Annotated in this window: 17 protein-coding genes; 11 read left to right on the forward strand and 6 right to left on the reverse strand. The window is 53.3% G+C overall.

The window, feature by feature from the left end; all coding sequences use genetic code 11:
* Positions 1–21: 21 nt before the first annotated feature.
* Positions 22–768: a YggS family pyridoxal phosphate-dependent enzyme gene (locus tag QWY27_RS07150; RefSeq protein WP_290196152.1), complete on the reverse strand. Its 747-nt coding sequence runs from the start codon at positions 766–768 to the stop codon at positions 22–24.
* A 97-nt stretch (positions 769–865) separates the two neighbouring features.
* Here QWY27_RS07150 and QWY27_RS07155 point away from each other — a divergent pair, with 97 nt between their 5' ends.
* From QWY27_RS07155 to tcuB, 8 genes are all read left to right on the forward strand, one after another.
* The gene (locus tag QWY27_RS07155; RefSeq protein ID WP_290196154.1) at positions 866–1,150 is read left to right on the forward strand and encodes a hypothetical protein; all 285 of its coding nucleotides are present in this window, start codon (positions 866–868) and stop codon (positions 1,148–1,150) included.
* A gap of 92 nt (positions 1,151–1,242) precedes the next feature.
* A complete protein-coding gene (gene urtA / locus QWY27_RS07160) occupies positions 1,243–2,493 on the forward strand; it encodes an urea ABC transporter substrate-binding protein (RefSeq protein WP_290196156.1) in 1,251 nt (416 codons plus the stop codon).
* A gap of 25 nt (positions 2,494–2,518) precedes the next feature.
* Positions 2,519–4,144, forward strand: coding sequence for an urea ABC transporter permease subunit UrtB (gene urtB, locus QWY27_RS07165; RefSeq protein WP_290196158.1), 1,626 nt, complete (start codon positions 2,519–2,521; stop codon positions 4,142–4,144).
* The gene (urtC, locus tag QWY27_RS07170; protein ID WP_290196160.1) at positions 4,141–5,256 is read left to right on the forward strand and encodes an urea ABC transporter permease subunit UrtC; all 1,116 of its coding nucleotides are present in this window, start codon (positions 4,141–4,143) and stop codon (positions 5,254–5,256) included. The genes urtB and urtC overlap by 4 nt, the downstream gene beginning before the upstream one ends.
* A complete protein-coding gene (urtD, locus tag QWY27_RS07175; protein WP_290196163.1) occupies positions 5,253–6,104 on the forward strand; it encodes an urea ABC transporter ATP-binding protein UrtD in 852 nt (283 codons plus the stop codon). Before urtC ends, urtD begins: the two co-directional genes overlap by 4 nt.
* Before the next feature lie 4 nt (positions 6,105–6,108).
* Positions 6,109–6,807: an urea ABC transporter ATP-binding subunit UrtE gene (urtE, locus tag QWY27_RS07180; RefSeq protein ID WP_290196164.1), complete on the forward strand. Its 699-nt coding sequence runs from the start codon at positions 6,109–6,111 to the stop codon at positions 6,805–6,807.
* Positions 6,808–7,309: 502 nt separating this feature from the next.
* Positions 7,310–8,725 carry an FAD-dependent tricarballylate dehydrogenase TcuA gene (gene tcuA, locus QWY27_RS07185; protein WP_290196239.1) on the forward strand — a complete coding sequence of 472 codons (1,416 nt, stop codon included), beginning with the start codon at positions 7,310–7,312 and terminating at the stop codon, positions 8,723–8,725.
* The gene (tcuB, locus tag QWY27_RS07190) at positions 8,712–9,899 is read left to right on the forward strand and encodes a tricarballylate utilization 4Fe-4S protein TcuB (protein WP_290196166.1); all 1,188 of its coding nucleotides are present in this window, start codon (positions 8,712–8,714) and stop codon (positions 9,897–9,899) included. Before tcuA ends, tcuB begins: the two co-directional genes overlap by 14 nt.
* A 66-nt stretch (positions 9,900–9,965) precedes the next feature.
* Here tcuB and QWY27_RS07195 read toward each other — a convergent pair whose 3' ends face one another.
* The 4 genes from QWY27_RS07195 to QWY27_RS07210 form a co-directional block, all read right to left on the reverse strand.
* Positions 9,966–10,949, reverse strand: coding sequence for a sterol desaturase family protein (locus tag QWY27_RS07195; RefSeq protein ID WP_290196241.1), 984 nt, complete (start codon positions 10,947–10,949; stop codon positions 9,966–9,968).
* A gap of 2 nt (positions 10,950–10,951) precedes the next feature.
* Positions 10,952–11,890 (reverse strand): polysaccharide deacetylase family protein, encoded by a 939-nt coding sequence (locus tag QWY27_RS07200; RefSeq protein ID WP_353958766.1) that lies wholly within the window; start codon positions 11,888–11,890, stop codon positions 10,952–10,954.
* Positions 11,874–12,890: a YVTN family beta-propeller repeat protein gene (locus QWY27_RS07205; protein WP_290196167.1), complete on the reverse strand. Its 1,017-nt coding sequence runs from the start codon at positions 12,888–12,890 to the stop codon at positions 11,874–11,876. Before QWY27_RS07205 ends, QWY27_RS07200 begins: the two co-directional genes overlap by 17 nt.
* An 82-nt stretch (positions 12,891–12,972) precedes the next feature.
* Positions 12,973–13,893, reverse strand: coding sequence for an SMP-30/gluconolactonase/LRE family protein (locus QWY27_RS07210; RefSeq protein ID WP_290196169.1), 921 nt, complete (start codon positions 13,891–13,893; stop codon positions 12,973–12,975).
* Positions 13,894–13,991: 98 nt separating this feature from the next.
* Between QWY27_RS07210 and QWY27_RS07215 the strand changes: the two genes are divergently transcribed.
* Positions 13,992–14,459 carry an Lrp/AsnC ligand binding domain-containing protein gene (locus tag QWY27_RS07215; RefSeq protein ID WP_290196171.1) on the forward strand — a complete coding sequence of 156 codons (468 nt, stop codon included), beginning with the start codon at positions 13,992–13,994 and terminating at the stop codon, positions 14,457–14,459.
* Here QWY27_RS07215 and QWY27_RS07220 read toward each other — a convergent pair.
* Complete coding sequence (locus tag QWY27_RS07220) at positions 14,456–15,886, reverse strand: aminotransferase-like domain-containing protein (protein ID WP_290196173.1); 1,431 nt, start codon at positions 15,884–15,886, stop codon at positions 14,456–14,458. The genes QWY27_RS07215 and QWY27_RS07220 overlap by 4 nt on opposite strands.
* A gap of 148 nt (positions 15,887–16,034) precedes the next feature.
* Here QWY27_RS07220 and aptA point away from each other — a divergent pair, with 148 nt between their 5' ends.
* Both aptA and QWY27_RS07230 read left to right on the forward strand, forming a co-directional pair.
* Complete coding sequence (aptA, locus tag QWY27_RS07225) at positions 16,035–17,381, forward strand: omega-aminotransferase AptA (RefSeq protein WP_290196175.1); 1,347 nt, start codon at positions 16,035–16,037, stop codon at positions 17,379–17,381.
* An 83-nt stretch (positions 17,382–17,464) separates the two neighbouring features.
* Entirely contained in the window at positions 17,465–19,060 is a 1,596-nt protein-coding gene (locus QWY27_RS07230) for a gamma-glutamyltransferase family protein (protein WP_290196177.1), read from the forward strand.

The following is a 19,060-nucleotide window of genomic DNA, read 5'->3' on the forward strand; positions in this document are numbered from 1 at the left end:
GCACGGCTCACAGGTTGACACTTATCCGGAATAATCTCTTGCGCCAAAAATCGCCGAACCCACCCGGATTTCTGTCGAACCTTCTTCGATCGCCAGCTCAAAATCGCCGCTCATCCCCATAGATAAGCGCTCAAGCTCGATCCCCGCGATCCCTTCAAGCCTCGCTTGATCACGCAACTGACGTAATTGCGCAAAACAACGGCGCACGGCACTCTGATCGTCTGACAAAATCGCCATCGTCATCAGGCCGCGTACACGCAAAGTCTGAAAGCCACTGAGCTGGCGTAAAAAGGGGATCAGCCCACTTGGCTCAAGTCCGGCCTTGGTCTCTTCGGGCGAGGTTTTGACTTGAACCAGAACATCAATCGCCCGGCCCTCTAGCTGAAGCCTACGCTCAAGCGCCTCGGCAAGCTCGAGTCGGTCAAGCGACTGAAGCTCATGGGCCATGCGAGCAACCTCTTTGGCTTTGTTCGTCTGAAGTTGACCGATCACAACCCATTCGATCCCGCAGTCGGCCAAAAGTGGCGCTTTCTGGCCGATTTCTTGCGTACGATTTTCCCCAAAGCGCTTATAGCCCAGGCTCACAGCACGCCGAATCGCCTGATCATCAAAGGTTTTACTCACAGGCAGCAAGGTGACCTCGGCGGGATCGCGTCCGACCCGCAAGCAGGCCTGTTCCATGCGCGCCTTGATCGCCGCGATGCGCTTGGACATGGCAAGAGTGGCTTCATCGTTCACGTGTTGGGCTTGAGTCAAATCTGTATTCATGTTTTGAGCTTTCTTGGTGATGGGTCTTCGAGTTCTTATGTTACGCCATTGAAATAGCGTCTTGTGATGCATGCCTATGCTCCAAAGGGGGGCATTGATGCCTCATTTTCTTGCGCAAATCTTGAATTCAAGTCCGCTTGGGCGGGAGTGCCTATGGGTAGGCGCCTTAGGACGAGCTGAGCAAAACACTGTGCGCGCGCAAAGCGGCTCCGTCTGTCTGAGACCCGACAGGGTCGAGTTCGGAGCCGCTGCATGCGCACAGTGTTTTGTGAGGGGAGTGGGCAAAGCCCACCCGTCGTCAGGCCCCTACCCACAGGCACTCCCGCCCAAGCAGCTGCAATTAAATAAGAACGACCCGGAACTGGCACGAGTCTTGCTTTGACTATTTTGAGCATAGCTGCCTGCCTCTTCGGTCGATATGCGGTCTTCCCATTTCGCTGGCGAACCCAGCATGCACAGAACCAGGAGTTAAAGATGCAACGCAGACTCGCACTCAAACAACTTACAGTCGTCAGTCTCTTAGCCATGGCCGGCTGGATGCCGACTGCTTTTGCGCAAGACACAATCAAAGTCGGAATTTTGCATTCCTTATCCGGAACGATGGCGATTTCAGAAACGTCGCTTAAAGATGTCGCACTGATGACCATTGAGGAAATCAATGCAAAAGGAGGCGTGATGGGCAAAAAACTCGAGCCCGTCATAGTGGATCCTGCATCAAACTGGCCACTCTTCGCGGAAAAGGCAAGGGAGCTGATCGCCCAGAATAAAGTATCAGTGGTCTTCGGCTGCTGGACTTCGGTATCACGCAAATCAGTACTGCCCGTCTTCAAAGAGCTCAACAGTCTTTTGTTCTATCCCGTGCAGTACGAGGGCGAAGAACTTGAGAAAAATGTGTTTTATACAGGGGCCGCACCAAACCAACAAGCGATCCCCGCCGTCGAGTATCTGATGAGCGAAGATGGCGGCGGCGCCAAGCGTTTCGTCTTGCTCGGCACGGACTACGTCTATCCACGTACAACCAACAAAATTTTGCGTGCGTTTCTCAACTCAAAGGGTGTCAAAGACAGCGACATCGAGGAAATTTATACCCCCTTTGGTCACTCTGATTATCAAACCATCGTCGCCAACATCAAAAAGTTTTCTGCAGGCGGTAAGACAGCCGTTGTTTCGACGATCAATGGCGACTCAAACGTTCCGTTCTACAAAGAATTGGGTAATGCAGGGCTAAAGGCGACCGATGTCCCTGTTGTTGCGTTCTCTGTAGGTGAAGAAGAACTTCGTGGTGTGGATACAAAGCCACTCGTGGGGCATCTTGCTGCCTGGAACTATTTTGAGTCTCTCAAAAATCCAGTCAACGCAGAATTTGTCGCAAAGTGGAAAGCTTATGCAAAAGCAAAAAATCTGCCGAATAACGCTACTGCGGTTACCAACGACCCGATGGAAGCCACCTATATCGGCATTCACATGTGGAAGCAAGCTGTCGAACAAGCGAAGTCCGTCGATACCAATAAGGTGATCGCGGCAATGGCCGGACAAAAGTTCGCCGCACCGGATGGCTACACGATCGAAATGGACAAGACTAATCATCACCTGCATAAACCAGTCTACATCGGCGAAATTCAGGCGAATGGTCAGTTCAACGTTGTGTGGAAAAGCAAAGGACCCATCCGTGCGCAACCCTGGAGTCCCTATATCGCTGGCAATGAAGGTAAACAAGGGCTTTAATTTCACAACATGAGAATCTCCCTCTATGTCTTTGACTTATCCTTCTTGGAAAAGATGGTTGCTGGCCGTTTTGCTAGCTTTACCGCTGCAGTTCAGTTTTGCCGCCGACTTGGTCGATCGGAAAATACTGAGCGGTCTGGCTGGCGACAGCAACGAAGAGCGAGCCAAAGCGATTACTGCACTGGGACTTCTCTCGACTCCTGGCGCAGCCGAAGTGTTGGCTGCTCTGGGGGACGGCAACGTTCTGATTACCTCTGACGCGACAGTCTTGCTTGCGCGTACTCGCGAGCAAGCATTTAATCCCGTCACCGGCCAAACCATCACCGTCCCTGGCGATGCTCAGCCTCTGACGCTCAACAATCGCTTGCGCCGCGCGTTGCAATCTGCGCTTGCCAGTTCGGAACTATTTTCCTTGCAAGCGAGCGTTCGTCTCGCTGCCGCGCAAAGACTACAAAAAGAAGCGGATCCTTCCCGGGTCCCGATAATCGAGCGCGCGCTCGGTACAGAAAAAGATCAGACCATCAGGCGCGCACTGGAAGTCGCACTGGCCAGCGCCGCGCTGAAAAGCACCGAGGCCTCAGTGCGTCGTAATGCTGTCATCGCATTGGGCGAAAGCAAAAATCCCGCGTTCAAACCCGCACTGCTTGCATTGATCGAAGCGGATCGCTCAGGACGATACAGTGAAACCGATGAAACAGTTCGCGCCGCAGCCAACGTTGCTCTGTCACAAATCGAGCAACACCAAACACTCGTCAGCTGGGTAGGTAATATTTTCTTTGGGGTGAGTCTTGGAAGTGTTTTGCTTCTCGCCGCATTAGGTCTCGCCATTACCTTTGGCTTGATGGGTGTGATCAATATGGCGCATGGCGAACTGCTCATGATCGGTGCCTATGCAACATACATCGTCCAAGGTGTATTTAAGCAATGGCTACCCCAGTGGTTCGACTGGTATGTCTTGGCGGCATTACCCGTCGCATTTTTAATCACTGCAATAGTCGGCATGGCACTCGAGCGCACCGTCATTCGCTGGCTCTATGGTCGTCCCCTCGAAACTTTGCTTGCTACTTGGGGAATCAGTCTGATTTTGATGCAAGCGGTGCGCAGCATTTTTGGCGCTCAAAACGTCGAGGTTGCCAACCCAAGCTGGATGAGTGGTGGCATCCGGATTTTGGGTGATCTGACCTTGAGCTATAACCGGCTTGTCATTATTGGATTTGCCTTATGCGTCATGATTGCAGTATGGCTTGTGCTCAATTTCACCCGTCTGGGCTTATTTGTTCGCGCGATTACTCAAAATCGTCGTATGGCGGACTGTGTCGGCGTACCAACTGGCCGTGTAGATATGTTGGCCTTTGGTTTGGGCTCAGGCATCGCTGGGCTTGCGGGGGTCGCGCTCTCTCAGTTGAGCAACGTTGGCCCTGATCTCGGACGCGGTTATATCGTTGACTCTTTTATGGTGGTTGTGCTGGGCGGCGTCGGTCAACTGGCTGGAACGGTTGTCGCAGCGCTTGGCCTGGGGATACTCAATAAAATCATTGAGCCTTTCTGGGGTGCCGTGATCGCCAAAATCGCCATTCTGCTTTTCATTGTTCTGTTCGTACAAAAACGCCCTCAAGGACTCTTCGCGCCGAAAGGCAGGAGCGCGGAATGAGCACATTCACTATGCACGCACCGCTCGCTCAATCAGCAGGTCTTTATTCGCGTCAAGCCTGGACTGCCATCTTAGCTGTGGCAATCCTGTTGGCAAGTTTGCCAGCATTGAACTTGCTGTTTCCTGCGGGTCACGCTTTACATGTTTCCTCTTTTGCGATCAGCTTGATCGGTAAGTTTTTATGTTATGCCCTCGCGGCTCTGGCACTCGATCTTGTTTGGGGCTATACCGGTATTTTGTCGCTTGGGCATGGTTTGTTTTTTGCTCTCGGTGGCTATGCGCACGGCATGTATCTGATGCGCGCTGCGAAATTATCGCCAGAGATTCTTCCTGACTTCATGGGTTTTTTAAGCTGGAAAACTTTTCCATGGTTCTGGTCGTTCACTGAGCACTTCTGGTATGCCATGCTGCTCGTCATGCTCGTGCCCGGCCTGTTCGCGTTTCTATTCGGATATTTCGCCTTTCGCTCACGTATCAAAGGTGTCTATTTTTCGATCATTACTCAGGCACTGACTTTTGCTGCGATGTTGTTATTTTTCCGCAATGAAACAGGATTTGGCGGAAATAACGGTTTTACTGATTTCAAAAAAATCCTTGGTTTTGATATTACGTCTGCAGATACACGAGCAGTGTTGTACTGGGTGAGTCTTGCAACCCTTTTATGTTCGCTCATCCTCGCACGCGCCATTACTCAGTCCAAACTGGGCAGGGTACTCACAGCCATTCGCGACTCCGAAAATCGGCTGCGCTTTTTAGGCTACGAACCGTTGGGTTTTAAGCTCTTTATTTGGACTGTATCAGCCATTCTCTGTGCGATTGCAGGCGCTTTATATGTCCCTCAGGTCGGCATTATCAATCCTAGTGAAATGTCGACTGAAAACTCCATCGAGATGGTCATTTGGGTTGCGACGGGAGGTCGAGGCACTCTCATTGGTCCGATCATTGGCGCCGGCACGATCAATGGTCTGAAGACATGGTTCACGAGCGTCTTCCCTGAGTTCTGGCTTTACGCGCTCGGCCTCATTTTTGTTCTTGTGACCCTCTTCCTACCACAAGGCATTGTGGGACTGGCACGGAATCTGGGACATCGCATCAAGGGTTTAAAGATATGACCGCTCGACCGACAGTCATGACAGATAAAGACGCAGTCCTGGAAGGTGGCGCGGGCGGCGAGGCTTCCTATGGTCGCCCAAAACACTCGGGGGTCGATACGACCCATGGTGCAATTCTTTATCTTGAGTCGGTCAGTGTTGTCTTTGATGGTTTCAAGGCCCTCAACAATCTGTCCCTTGATATTGATGTAGGAGAGTTGCGCTGCATTATCGGACCAAACGGCGCAGGCAAAACAACCATGATGGATGTCATGACCGGCAAAACGCGGGCAACCTCTGGCTCTGTTTTTTTTGGTCAAAATTACGACCTGTCGACATTGAGCGAAGCCCAAATCGCTGACATTGGTATTGGTAGAAAATTTCAACGACCGACCGTCTTTGAACATCACTCGGTATTCGAAAATCTTGAGCTCGCCATGAAAGCCAATAAAGGGGTTCAGTCGACTCTCTTTGCCCGACTCAACAGCACAGAGCGTGACAAAATCGCTTCGACTCTCGAGATGCTTCGTCTCACTGCCGAACATCAGCGTCTGGCAGGACTCCTGTCGCACGGTCAAAAACAATGGCTTGAGATCGGCATGCTGCTCATTCAGGAGCCTCTATTGCTTCTGCTCGACGAACCTGTCGCCGGAATGACCGATGCAGAAACAGAGCGAACGGGCGAGCTTTTAAACGAATTGCGCGGCAAACATTCTCTGGTTGTCGTCGAACACGACATGGACTTTGTCACACAAATCGCGCAAGGCGGCAAAGTCACTGTTCTGTGCGAAGGCTCTGTGCTCGCTGAAGGCACCATGCAACAAGTGCAAGAAGATCCGCGTGTGATTGAAGTGTACCTGGGGCGATAGCATCATGTTGGATGTTCACGACATCAATCAGTTTTACGGCAGCAGCCACACCTTGAGAGGCATCTCCTTGAGCATTAAACAAGGCGAGTGCCTAGGTTTGCTGGGCCGTAACGGCGTAGGTAAAACAACACTTTTGAAATGCCTCATGGGTGTTCAACATATCTCTTCAGGTTCAATTTCTTTTTTAGGTGATGAAATCAGTCATCTTTCCCCCCATGCCAGAGCCAAGCTGGGGATCGCCTATGTCCCGCAAGGTCGAGAGATTTTTGCGCGCCTGACGGTCGAGGAAAATATTTTGATGGGCATGGCAACCAAACCCAGTCGACAGGCCCACGACATCAAGGAAGAAGTATTTGATTTATTTCCGGTACTTCGCGCCATGCTGAAACGGCGGGGTGGTGACTTATCGGGCGGTCAGCAACAGCAGCTCGCCATTGCTCGGGCACTCGTTGCCGACCCCAAACTCATTATTTTTGACGAACCGACTGAGGGTATCCAGCCTTCAATCATCAAAGACATCGGTCGCGTGATCAATTTGCTGCGCGACCGAGGGGATATCGCGATCCTGTTGTGCGAGCAATATTTTGATTTTGCACGAGAACTAGCCGACCGCTTTGTGGTGTTATCCAGAGGGGAAGTCGTTGTGTCTGGGGACCGATCTGAAATGGATAACGAAGATGTACGAAGGTATCTTTCCGTCTAAGTTTGAGCCATGGAGAAAGGTTTCGGCCATAGTGGAAAGACTCGACGGACAGATAGGGGTTGCCCTCCCCCTCAGATAGGCGTTGCTCTCCCCCTCAGATAGGCGGTGCCCTCCCCCTCAGATAGGCGTTGCTCTCCCCCTCAGATAGGCGGTGCCCTCCCCCCTAAGCAACATTGATCCAAGCGAACCGGTTCGGCCTGCTGGCTGGAGGCGCGTCAAGGACAGGCCGAGCTGGACGAGCAACTGGCGACAAATCGGCTCCGCCTGTCTGAGGCCCGCACGGGCCGAGTTCGGAGCCGATCAGCCAGTAATCGTACAGCGAGGGAAGTGGGCAAAGCCCACCCGTCCGCCGCGTCCCCAGCCAGCAGGCCGAGCCGGTTCGCGGACTCCCAAATACCCCAAAACCCGCCCCTCTACCCGCACGACACCCCCACATTCCCCTACAATGTGCCACGTTTTTATTCAAACTCAACGCGAACAAAAAACACCGCGAGGCAAGAACATGTGGGACGTAGTCGTAGTCGGGGGTGGTAACGCCGCCCTGTGCAGCGCATTAATGGCTCGAGAAGCCGGAGCAAGCGTACTGATACTGGAGGCATCACCCAAGGAGTGGCGCGGAGGAAACTCCCAGCACACCCGCAACCTGCGTTGCATGCACGATGCGCCGCAAGATGTGTTGGTCGATGCTTACCCCGAAGAAGAATACTGGCAAGATTTGCTTAAAGTCACCGGCGGCATCACCAACGAAAAACTCGCCCGCATGGTCATCCGCGAGTCTTCGACTTGTCGCCCCTGGATGGAAAAGCATGGCGTGCGCTTTCAGCCCTCCCTGTCAGGTACGCTTCACGTCGCGCGCACGAACGCATTCTTTATGGGCGGCGGCAAAGCACTCGTCAACGCCTACTACCGAAGCGCTGAAAAACTCGGCGTCGATATTTTGTACGACTCCCCGGTTGACGACCTGGAAATCAAAGACGGAAAATTCATCGCTGCCCGAGTCGGTGACAAGCGCTACGAAGGACATGCCGTAGTGTTGGGTTGCGGCGGTTTTGAATCTGATCGTGCCTGGCTGCGTGAAGCCTGGGGACAAAACGAGCGTGGCGAATGGCCGGCAGATAATTTCCTGATTCGAGGCACCCGCTACAACATGGGTGTAGTACTCAAAGTCATGATGCGCGAAGGCGCTGACACAATGGGCGATCCCACACAGGCCCATTGCGTCGCAATCGATGCACGCGCCCCCCTCTATGATGGCGGAATCTGTACACGTATCGACTGTGTCTCACTCGGGATCGTCGTCAACCGTGAAGCCAAACGTTTCTATGACGAGGGCGAAGACTTTTGGCCCAAGCGTTATGCTTTATGGGGTCGCTTAGTCGCCATGCAGCCCGGACAAATCGCCTACTCCATTATTGATGCGAAATCCGTTGGACGCTTCATGCCTCCAGTGTTTGATGGCGTCAAAGCCGATACTCTCCCTGAGCTGGCGCGCAAGCTCGAGCTCGATGTGGACACTTTCATGGAAACGGTCAATAGTTTCAACGCGGCTTGCCGGGTCGGCACCTTTGATCACACGATCCAGGATGATTGCTACACCGAAGGAATTACGCCTGAAAAAACACACTGGGCACGCCCCTTGGATACCGGACCGTTCTATGGCTATGCCGTGCGTCCAGGCGTAACCTTTACTTACTTCGGCCTGACCACCGACGAAAAGGCGAGCGTGTTTTTTGGCGGCAAAGCCAGCCCCAACATGTTTGCTGCCGGAGAGATTAATGCCGGCAACGTCTTAGGCAAAGGTTATACAGCAGGAGTTGGCATGTCGATCGGTACGGCCTTTGGCCGGATCGCCGGAACGCAAGCAGCCCTGGCAGCGAAAAAGATGAAAGAAGGAGCAGTCCAGCATGCAGCAGCTTGAATCACTGACCCGCGAAGCACAAAATCTCGCGGGCGCCTCTGAGCACTCCGTGACATGGCACAAAAAAGGCATCACTGAAAACGAAGCCGAAGTCGCGCGACAAATGCAAATCTGTAACGCCTGTCGTTACTGCGAAGGTTTCTGCGCGGTGTTTCCCGCCATGACCCGTCGCCTTCAGTTCGACAGCAAGGCGGACCTGAATTATCTGGCCAACCTCTGTCACAACTGCGGTGCTTGTTTACACGCGTGCCAGTACGCACCTCCGCACGAGTTCATGGTCAATATCCCCCAGGCAATGGCTAAAGTTCGCATGGAGACCTATACAGACTTTGCGTGGCCCGCTGCGATGGGAGCCTTGTACAAACGCAATGGACTAACCGTTTCGATGGCGACGGCATTTGGACTCGCCTTGTTTCTGGTGCTGGCGCTGATCTCACAAGGCACACTGTGGCATGAGCCTCTTGCAGGCAATTTTTATGCTGTGTTCCCGCACAATACCCTGGTCGTATTATTCGGCTCGGTCTTTGGCTTCTCCATTTTGTCACTCCTTATTGGAGTGGTTCGGTTTTGGCGAGAAATCACACCGGGACAAGCAAGCGGCGCCGCAGTAGGTGAAGCGGCGCACTACGCGCTCAAGCTCAAGTATCTGGACGGCGGCCATGGAGAGGGCTGTAACGACGAAGATGACAAGTTCACCTTACGACGTCGCATGTATCACCACTTTACCTTCTACGGCTTCATGCTGTGCTTTGCCGCAACCTCGGTTGCCACAATCTATCACTATGTTTTCGGCTGGGAAGCCCCTTACGGCTATACCAGCCTGCCAGTGATCCTCGGTACAGTCGGTGGCATCGGGCTATTAATTGGCCCGGCGGGTCTGTTCTGGCTCAATAAGAGACGCTCCCCTCTCCATGGAGACAAGGCGCAACAACCAATGGATCGCGGCTTTATCGCACTGCTGTTCTGGACCAGTCTGACAGGACTCGCGCTACTGGTTTGGCGAGACACAGGCGCCATGGCACTGCTCCTGGCGATACACCTGGGCTTTGTGATGGCCTTGTTCCTGACAATGCCCTACGGCAAATTCGCACATGGCTTCTATCGCTGCGCGGCACTGCTGAAGTCCTCGATCGAAAAGCGTATGCCAAATAAACTGTCCCTCGGCTCGGACTGATCGCCTCCAAATAAAAAACGCGCTGCGTGATATCAATCCACGCAGCGCGTTTTTTATTTCACCTCTTTACTTCTGCTGACTTTCAAAACCCGCGGTTTTGGAACCCAACATCCGTCGCAATCCCAGCCACTGCTGTGAAAGAAAAGTGCGCCCGTAATCACGGTTGCCGCCTGAAGGCTCTTGATCATGGATACCTGTTTTAGCGTAGCCAGTGTTGTAGCGCGCAGTACCGAACAAAATATCCCAGATGGGAAATAACACTGCAAAATTGTGACCACGCGCAGGTCCTGCAGTGGACTCGTTGTATTCAATTGAATGATGGTAGCGATGAAACTTTGGGCCCACGAGCAAACGCTCACCGATCTTTCCAAAAGACATCCGGATATTGGCGTGCGAATAGCTTTCCACCAATTGACTCAATACGACCAACAAAATGAACTGTCCAGGTGGCACACCGATCAACTTGGATACAAGCACAATGACCGTATCGCGCAAGAGACTATCGAGCAGGTGATTACGGTTGTCGCTCCACATTGTCATTTGCCGCTGGCTGTGATGCACCGCGTGCAAACTCCAGAACCAGGCAAAGCGGTGTTGGGCCCGATGATAAAAATAATCGACCGCATCGAAAATCAACAGATACATGATGAAACTGACCCATGCGATATCTGTCACGCCTGGCCAAATCTGATCAACGTGGAATGTGGTGAACCCGGAAATACTTGCCTGCCCCGACAGCGCGTCCCAAAGGGGCACGACCGAAAAAAACAACACCACTCTGAACAAACCGAGACGATGGATCAACGTATACAGAATATCAATGCGCACCTGATGTCGATCCACCATGGGCTCGACAGGACGCCAACGCTGCAAGGCACCAAACACTAAAGCAATCAGTGCGATCTGCAGCATCCCGATCAACAGCCACATGGTGCCATCGTAGGCGTCTTCAATAAAGCCACTGAGTCCAAGATGAAACATCACGGGCTGCACAATCGTTTCAAACAACCATTGCTGAGCGGAATCAAATAATTCAAGTACAGTATTCATCATCATTGCTTCAACTGAGGTTTTAATACAGCGCGATACGTTGGGTGATTGTCGATCGTTTCAAAACAAAATCCTTTTGCTTTCAACCCCTGGATCAAGGGCTCCAGCACGGCCGGTGCCCAAGGGTCTTTGCGAGACCAGATACCCAAGTGCGCCAATAAAATATCGCCACTCCGGATGTTGCGCAGGGCGCGATCAAGCAACATTTGATTAGGATACTGTTCACTTGACAGCTCATCGCCTAAAAACCCTGCGGGAGACCAGCCAACATGGGTGTAGCCACATTCGGCGGCGGCTTTTAACAAAGCGGGCGAAGTGCGACCACCCGCTGCACGGAACAGAGGCAACATTTGCTTGCCAGTCATTTCCTTAAAACGCTCGACAGGACGATTCAGCTCGCGGCAGTAGTCCTGAGCGGACCAAATTTGGGCTTTTCCTTCCAGGGGCCCCGCACTCGCCCGCACCCTGAATTGACCATCCGGCAAGTCAGCCCGCCAATAGACATGATCGTAGGTATGCGAAGCAAAAACATGCCCCTGCTCACTCATTTTTTTCCACCAGGGTGCCCACACATCATCCAGACTGCCTCCCCCTGTCCGGGTGCGCTCATTGGCCAGAAAAAAAGTGGCGCGCACCTGTTGCCGGTTCAGAACCTCCTCGACAAAGGGTGCGATCTCCATATGGCCCGTATCAAAAGTTAGATAGAGCGGTCTTGTACAGACCGCCGGGGCGGGTGCAGCTGTCGCAACCGCTCCACTCTCAACCAAAGCTTCTGCTGGAGGGTTTGTCTCAGGTGCAGGTAGAGGAACCTCCAGAACAAACTGATTGTTCTGCTCAGTCTCATTCTGAGCAAGCACCACAGATGGCGACACAAAAAATAATTGTGCGCATACAACCAAGAGGGCGCGTCCGTACAAAGAGCGCCTAATCACGGCTCGCATGATTGAGCGTCCACACACCATGCGGAGACTTGCCAACAGGGATGCGTTTGACGACCGCTTTTTTCTCAAGATCGATGACAGCTAACTGCCCAGCCCACCGCGCGGTCACCAGCAATGTCTTGCCATCGGCCATCATTTCCATACAGTCCGGACCTGCCGGGGTACGGTAGGTATCCACAACCTTGAGAGTCTTCCAGTCGATGCGGCTAATCGTGTTGGCGGTCCGATTACTGACAAATACGTGCTGCTTGTCTCCCTGAGAGCGAAACGCGTGCGCACCTTTACCCGTTGGAATACGAGTTTTGAGGACAGCTTTACCGTTGGAGACGTCATAGGCTTCGACCCCATCCTCGCCTGTCAATCCAATCAACAAGGTTTTATCGTCAGGGGTCAAGTACAAGTCAGCAGGAATTTTTCCTACCTTGACCGTCCAGAGTCGCTTCTGCGTGGCTAATTCGATTGCCGTCAACTCGTTGCTATCCTGCAAAGTGATGTAGGCAATTTTGCTCTTGCTGTCTATGGCGATATGGCTAGGGGTTTTACCCGCAGAAATTCGCTTGACGAGTTGAAGCTTGAACTCGCCACCTTTGTTATCCCAATTGTAAATATCGACGTGATTGAGACGATTGGCCGCTGTGACAAACCACTTCATGTCGGGAGAAAACCGCAAGTGATAAGGGTCGACAATCCCTGTCATCGTGCGTTGAATTTGCGCAGTTTTAGGGTCGAGGAACGTGATCGAGTCGCCCTCGGCATTTGCCACCATCACAGACTTTTCGTCTGGCGTGAGATAGAGGTGATGCGGCTCCTTGCCGACTGGTACGCGCTTGACCTCGGTCCAGGTCACCGGGTCAATCACACTAACATTGGCATTCAGCGAGTTGAGCACCAAGATCGGTGCATTGGCCTTTGCCAGAACGAGTGGGGCATGGCCGAAAAACGCAGCCGTAGCGAGTGCACAAGCAATAAATTGCCGACGTTTAAAAAAATCAGTGTTCATGAGCGGCCAGAAGCGAAAATAGAGGGTGATAAATCAATTGATATTTTCGCATACAGGCCCACAAAACCCACTATCTTTTCTACTATTTTGGTTGATGCACCTTAGCGCCGGGGTGAGGCATTCGCATTGTCAAAATCGTCCCGGACTCGGACTCGGTACAAAACAAACTCTTTCCATCCGCTCCACCAAAAGCAATGTTAGTCACGGCAGAAGACCGTGGGCTTGACCAGATCGCGACCGGCTCGCCGCGAGGGTTGATGAGCCAGACATAACCCAAACCGGGATTGGCGATGACGAGATTGCCCGCGGCATCCATCGCCAAGCCATCTGGGCCACTCGGACCATAGGAAGTAAAAAACTGCCCCACTTTGGCCACGCCCCCATCCGGCATCAATGGAACGCGCCAGATGCAGTTGCCACGTGTGACGCCGACAAAGAGCACCCGCTCATCAAGCGACAAGACCAGACCATTCGGACTCGGCACGTTGCTGAGCAGCAGATCAAGCTGACCCGAGGCGCGTAAACGGTACACACGCCCGGTTGGATCATGCAGACCTGACTGACCCTGGTCTGTAAAGTACAAGTTACCCTGGGAATCAAACGTCAGGTCATTGACCCCTTTAAAACCCTCCGTATTACGGCGAATCAAATATGGTTTGATCTCGCCCGACTCGATATTGAGTCGCATCAAGCCATTTTTGTAGTCTGTGATCAGCAACTCTGTTGCAGACAAAAACTTCATTCCATTTGGCTCACCGTCGTATTCGACGATCTGTGTCCACTCCCCCTTGGGATCGATACGAAAGACTCGGCCAAAAATAATATCTGTCACATAGAGGTTTCCAGCCTTGTCAAACACCGGACCTTCAAGGAAGGAATCCATGGCTACGCCGCCGCGATTCACATCCGCCCACTCTGAGCGCACACCCGTACGCCGGAAATGAGCGGGCATTTCGGTGAAAACATCAGCGGTATTGAACTCCGGGGCATTCTTTATAAACATGTGCTCTCCCTCAGTAACGATATGAAAATCGGGTGGAATACTTCATTCTGACAGCTTTCCAGAGGAAAACACTAAAATAAAGACTCTTAGGAGGCGCTATGCGCGAGCTTGATCGTATTGACCTCAAAATTCTGGATGTCCTGCAGCGCGATGGTCGTATCTCAATGACCGACCTTGCCGAGCGAGTGAATCTTTCCGCCACGCCCTGCTCGGAGCGGGTGCGCCGGCTTGAACGCGAGGGCGTGATTATGGGTTACTACGCCCGTGTCAATCCCGCCGCACTGGGTAAAAATCTGCTCGTTTTCCTTGAAATCAAGCTTTCGGCCAAGTCCGATGATGTGTTTGAAAAGGTCAAAAAAGAACTCAGCTATGTTCCTGAGGTCATGGAATGCCACCTGGTCTCCGGAGATTTTGATTACCTGATCAAAGCACGTCTGCCCGAAATGAATAAATACCGTCAATTACTTGGCGAGATCCTCAAACGACTGCCAGGCTCAGCCGAATCGCGCAGCTATGTTGTCATGGAAGAAATCAAGGAAACGCTTTATTTGGCAGTTGATCGCTAGGTGCTCGTTGATCGATCAGTTTGAGCGAGTGTTTGGACAAACTCCCACAACACGTCATTGTCCGAGGTGGCGACATTAAAGCGAAACCAGTTGGAGGGTCGATCCCCAGGGTGGAAGTAAGAACCTGGCGCGAGCCAGATCCCTTTCTCCAATGCCCTCGTCGCGACACTCGCACTCTGTTCAGCCGCAATGGGCAACTGCGCCCAGAGAAATAATCCCGCGCCAGGCTGGTCAAAAATTTCCATATTCAGTGACTGCATTTTTTCCACGACATGAGTGTGCGCCATACGCAACTTCTCTTTCAAGAACTCAATGTGGCGGGCGTAATGTCCCTCGCTCAAGACATTCGACACTATTCGCTCCGTCACCTGGGAGGAGGTCAGACCGACCGCCATTTTGGTGCGGGCGAGATCAGCTAACACCTCTGCATGGGCCGCAACAAAGCCAACGCGCAAGGTTGGTGTAATCGTTTTCGAAAAGCCGGAAACATAAATGACACGACTCAACCCCTCGAGTGCTGCCAAACATGGTGCCTCTGGTGGGGCAAGCTCTCGGTAAATATCGTCTTCAATGATCCACAGACCTGCTCGGGTCGCCAACTCCAGCAAACGCTGGGCACTCATCATTGACAACGATGAGCCAGAGGGATTTTGCAATACCGTATTCACGAACATCGCTTTGGGTTTTGTTTCCTTCAGCACGCGCTCGAGCTGTTCAACATCATGACCTTCGGATGTGCGCGCAACACCAATCACCTTGAGCCCCGCTAACTGCAAAATCTGTAACAAGTTGCAATAACAGGGATCCTCGACAACCACGGTATCGCCGGGCCTCAACAAGGTACGCACCACTAAATCAAGAGCTTGTGTCGCACCTTGCGTTAACAAAATATTTGAAGTCTCCGCAGGAACGGAAATGCGACGCAGCGAGGTTGCGATTTGCTCACGCAGCGATGCCATCCCGAAAGGATGCCCATATCCGCCAAAGCGAGGCCCCGGCACACGACTCAGCGCGCGCAATGCATGCTGCAAGCCGCTTTCGTTGATCCACTCGCCGGGGATCCAACCGCAACCCGCCTTGGTCGGTACGGAATGATCCGCAAACACATCCGACAACAGCCATGCTGCGTTCAAACTCGGGGCTGACCAGACAGGGGACAGGCTCGGCAAAGTCGCCCGCGAATCGGCTACGCGGTAAGCAGAACCTCGACGCGCACTCAGGCGGCCCGCGATGACCAGTCGCTGATAAGCCTCAGCCACAGTAAAAGCACTCAACCCATGGGCTCCCGCCAACGCGCGCACCGAAGGCAGGGCATCTCCCACCCGCAAACTGCGACGCTCAATCGCCACATTCACCGCCTCGACGATTTGCTCAACCAATGTGCGGGAAGACTGTCGATCCAAAGAAAGCGAAAAAGTGTTGGTCATTACGTTTGCCCGCTTACAAACCAGTACAGTTTTGAGTGTTTAGACCCTGAATTCAATACAGTTTGCCATAAATCGCATCAACTGTACTGGTAATTATTTCAGCATAGCCGTTAAAGTGGTGCATTCGTCTTGCTAACTGGAGATTTCCATGAACGCCATTACCGAAAAAGTCAGCCTGTCCAAAGAAGTGGACATGGAAAACTTCTGGATGCCCTTCACTGCAAACAAGCAGTTCAAAGCGGCTCCTCGTATCCTGAAAAGTGCCAAAGGCATGTATTTCACGACCATCGATGACAAAAAAGTTCTCGATGCGAGTTCCGGTCTGTGGTGCGTCAACGCAGGACACGGCCGCGAAGAAATCACGGAAGCCGTGCACAAGCAAATGATGGAACTCGACTATGCGCCACCGTTTCAGATGGCGCACCCAGTCGCTTTCGAAGCTGCTAAAGCAATCGCAGCTGTCATGCCCGCTGGCTTGGACCGAATCTTCTTTGCAAACTCCGGCTCCGAAGCCGTTGACACCGCTTTGAAAATCGCACTGGCCTATCATCGCGCCCGTGGCGAAGGACAGCGTACACGCCTGATCGGCCGAGAGCGCGGCTACAGCGGAGTGGGTTTTGGCGGCATCTCTGTGGGTGGCATCGTGGCGAACCGTAAAGCGTATTCGGGTGCCTTGATCCCTGGTGTCGACCACATTTCACACACACACAATTTGGCCGAGATGGCCTACAGCAAAGGCCAACCAACCTGGGGCGCGCATCTTGCCGACGATCTTGAGCGTTTGTGCGCACTACACGATCCCTCAACGATCGCTGCCGTCATTGTCGAGCCCGTTGCAGGGTCCACGGGTGTATTGGTGCCTCCACAGGGTTACCTGCAGCGCTTGCGCGAAATTTGCACCAAACACGGCATCCTGTTGATTTTTGATGAGGTCATCACAGGCTTTGGACGTTTGGGCAAAGCCACAGCCAGCGAATTGCTTGGCGTGACACCAGACATCATCACGATGGCCAAGGCAATGAACAACGCCGCCATTCCGATGTCCGGCATCGCAGCCAGCCGCCACGTGCACGATGCAATCGTCAACGCCGGTCCCGGCACAGCGATCGAGTTTTTCCACGGCTACACCTATTCTGCCCACCCTGCAGCCGCAGCGGCTTGTTTGGCAACACAGGAAATTTACCGTAAAGAAAAACTGTTCGACCGCTCACTGGCGCTTGCCCCTAAATTCGAAAAAGAAATCCATTCTTTGCGTGGCGAGCCTTTCGTCAAAGATATCCGCAATCTCGGCTTGATGGGCGCGGTTGAACTTGAGTCACGCGACGGCGCCCCCGGGGCACGCGCCTATGATGTCTTCCTGAAGTGCCTGGAAAAAGGTGTCCTGGCGCGCTTCACAGGCGACATCATGGCCTTCTCGCCACCACTGATCGTGAGCGAAGGCCAGATCGAAGAGATTTTCTCTACAGTCAGAAAAGCACTACACGAAACCGCCTAACCCGCGGTGAATCAAACCAAGGGGCGCCCTCGAGCGCCCCTTTATAATTTTTCTCCTCTTTCATTTTTGGATTCCCTCTTCTCATGAACTGGCAACTGCCCTTCCAATCTGGCCGTCAACCCGTCCTCGCACGCAACCTTGTCTCCACATCGCAGCCGCTCGCCTCACAAGCCGGCGCAGCCGCTTTCGCACGCGGTGGTAACGCCATTGATGCCGCGCTTGCCGCCGCCATCACTTTGACTGTCGTTGAGCCAACCATGAACGGTATCGGCGGTGACGGCTTTGCCATCATCTGGGACGGCAAAGAGCTGCACGGCCTGAACGCCTCGGGTCGCGCACCGGCCGCATGGTCTCCGGAGCGTTTCAAAGGCATGGCCACCATGCCTCATCGCGGCTGGGAGTCCGTCACCGTTCCCGGTGTCGTGTCGCAATGGGTCGAGCTGTCAAACAAGTTCGGTAAGCTGCCCTTCGAAGATTTATTCGCGGATGCCATCCGCCATGCACGTGAAGGCTTTCCTGTTAGCCCGGTGATTGCCCGCCAATGGAAAGATCAGGCAGCCGAGCTTCACGTCCAGCCAGGCTTTAAAGAAGCCTTCATGAAAGACGGCCGCACACCAGCCGCAGGTGAAATCTGGAAATTTGCCGATCAGGCCGATACGCTTGAAGACATCGCACGCACAAAAGGTGAATCTTTTTATCGCGGCCGCTTAGCCAAAATGATCGCTGATTTCGCACGCGAACATGGCGCTGTCCTGAACGAAGCGGATCTCGCCGCTAATCGTTGCGACTGGGTGGGGACCGTTTCCACTCGCTATCAGGGTGTCGACGTTCATGAAATTCCGCCAAACGGCCAGGGACTGACCGCGTTACTTGCTTTGAACCTGATCGAACACCTCCCCTATGAACAAACCAAGCCTGGCTCTGCCGAGCGTATGCACCTCGAAATCGAATGTATGCGCGCAGCGTTTGCGGACTTGTTTGCGCACGTCGCCGACCCGGACTTCATGAAAGTCACAGCCAAAGACCTGCTCAGCAAAGCGTATGCAAAGGAGCGGGCCAAACTAATTGATCCCAAGAAAGCGGGCACGTACGCTCCAGGCCAACCCCCTTCGGGCGGCACGATCTATCTGTGCACGGCCGACGTTGAAGGCCGCATGGTTTCCTACATCCAGTCAAACTTCAAAGGCTTCGGCTCGGGTGTCGTCGTCCCCAAAACAGGCATTGCGCTTCAAAACCGCGGCTGGGGATTTGTCACGACCCCCGGACACCCCAACTTGGTGGGCGGCGGCAAGCGTCCTATGCACACCATCATCCCCGCTTTCATCACGCGCGATGGCAAGCCCTCGATGGCCTTTGGCGTGATGGGCGGCAACATGCAGGCTCAAGGCCATATGCAAATGGTATTGCGACACATCTCAGAGCACCATAATCCACAAGCTTGTTCGGACGCACCGCGCTGGCGCATCAATGACGCTGGCGAACTGACCGTTGAAGCCACGGTCAGTCCCGCTGTCTTGGACGGTTTGCGCGCGATGGGTCACAAGCCTCTTGTCGCTGCGCCAGATAGCCTGGACTTCGGCAGTGCGCAGCTGATTTCGCGTCTGGCTGGCGAGTCGGCACCATATGCATACGTTGCCGGCTCCGATCACCGCCGTGACGGTCAAGCCGTCGGCTGTTAA

It is taken from the genome of Zwartia vadi (assembly GCF_030410375.1).
GTDB lineage: Bacteria > Pseudomonadota > Gammaproteobacteria > Burkholderiales > Burkholderiaceae_B > Zwartia > Zwartia vadi.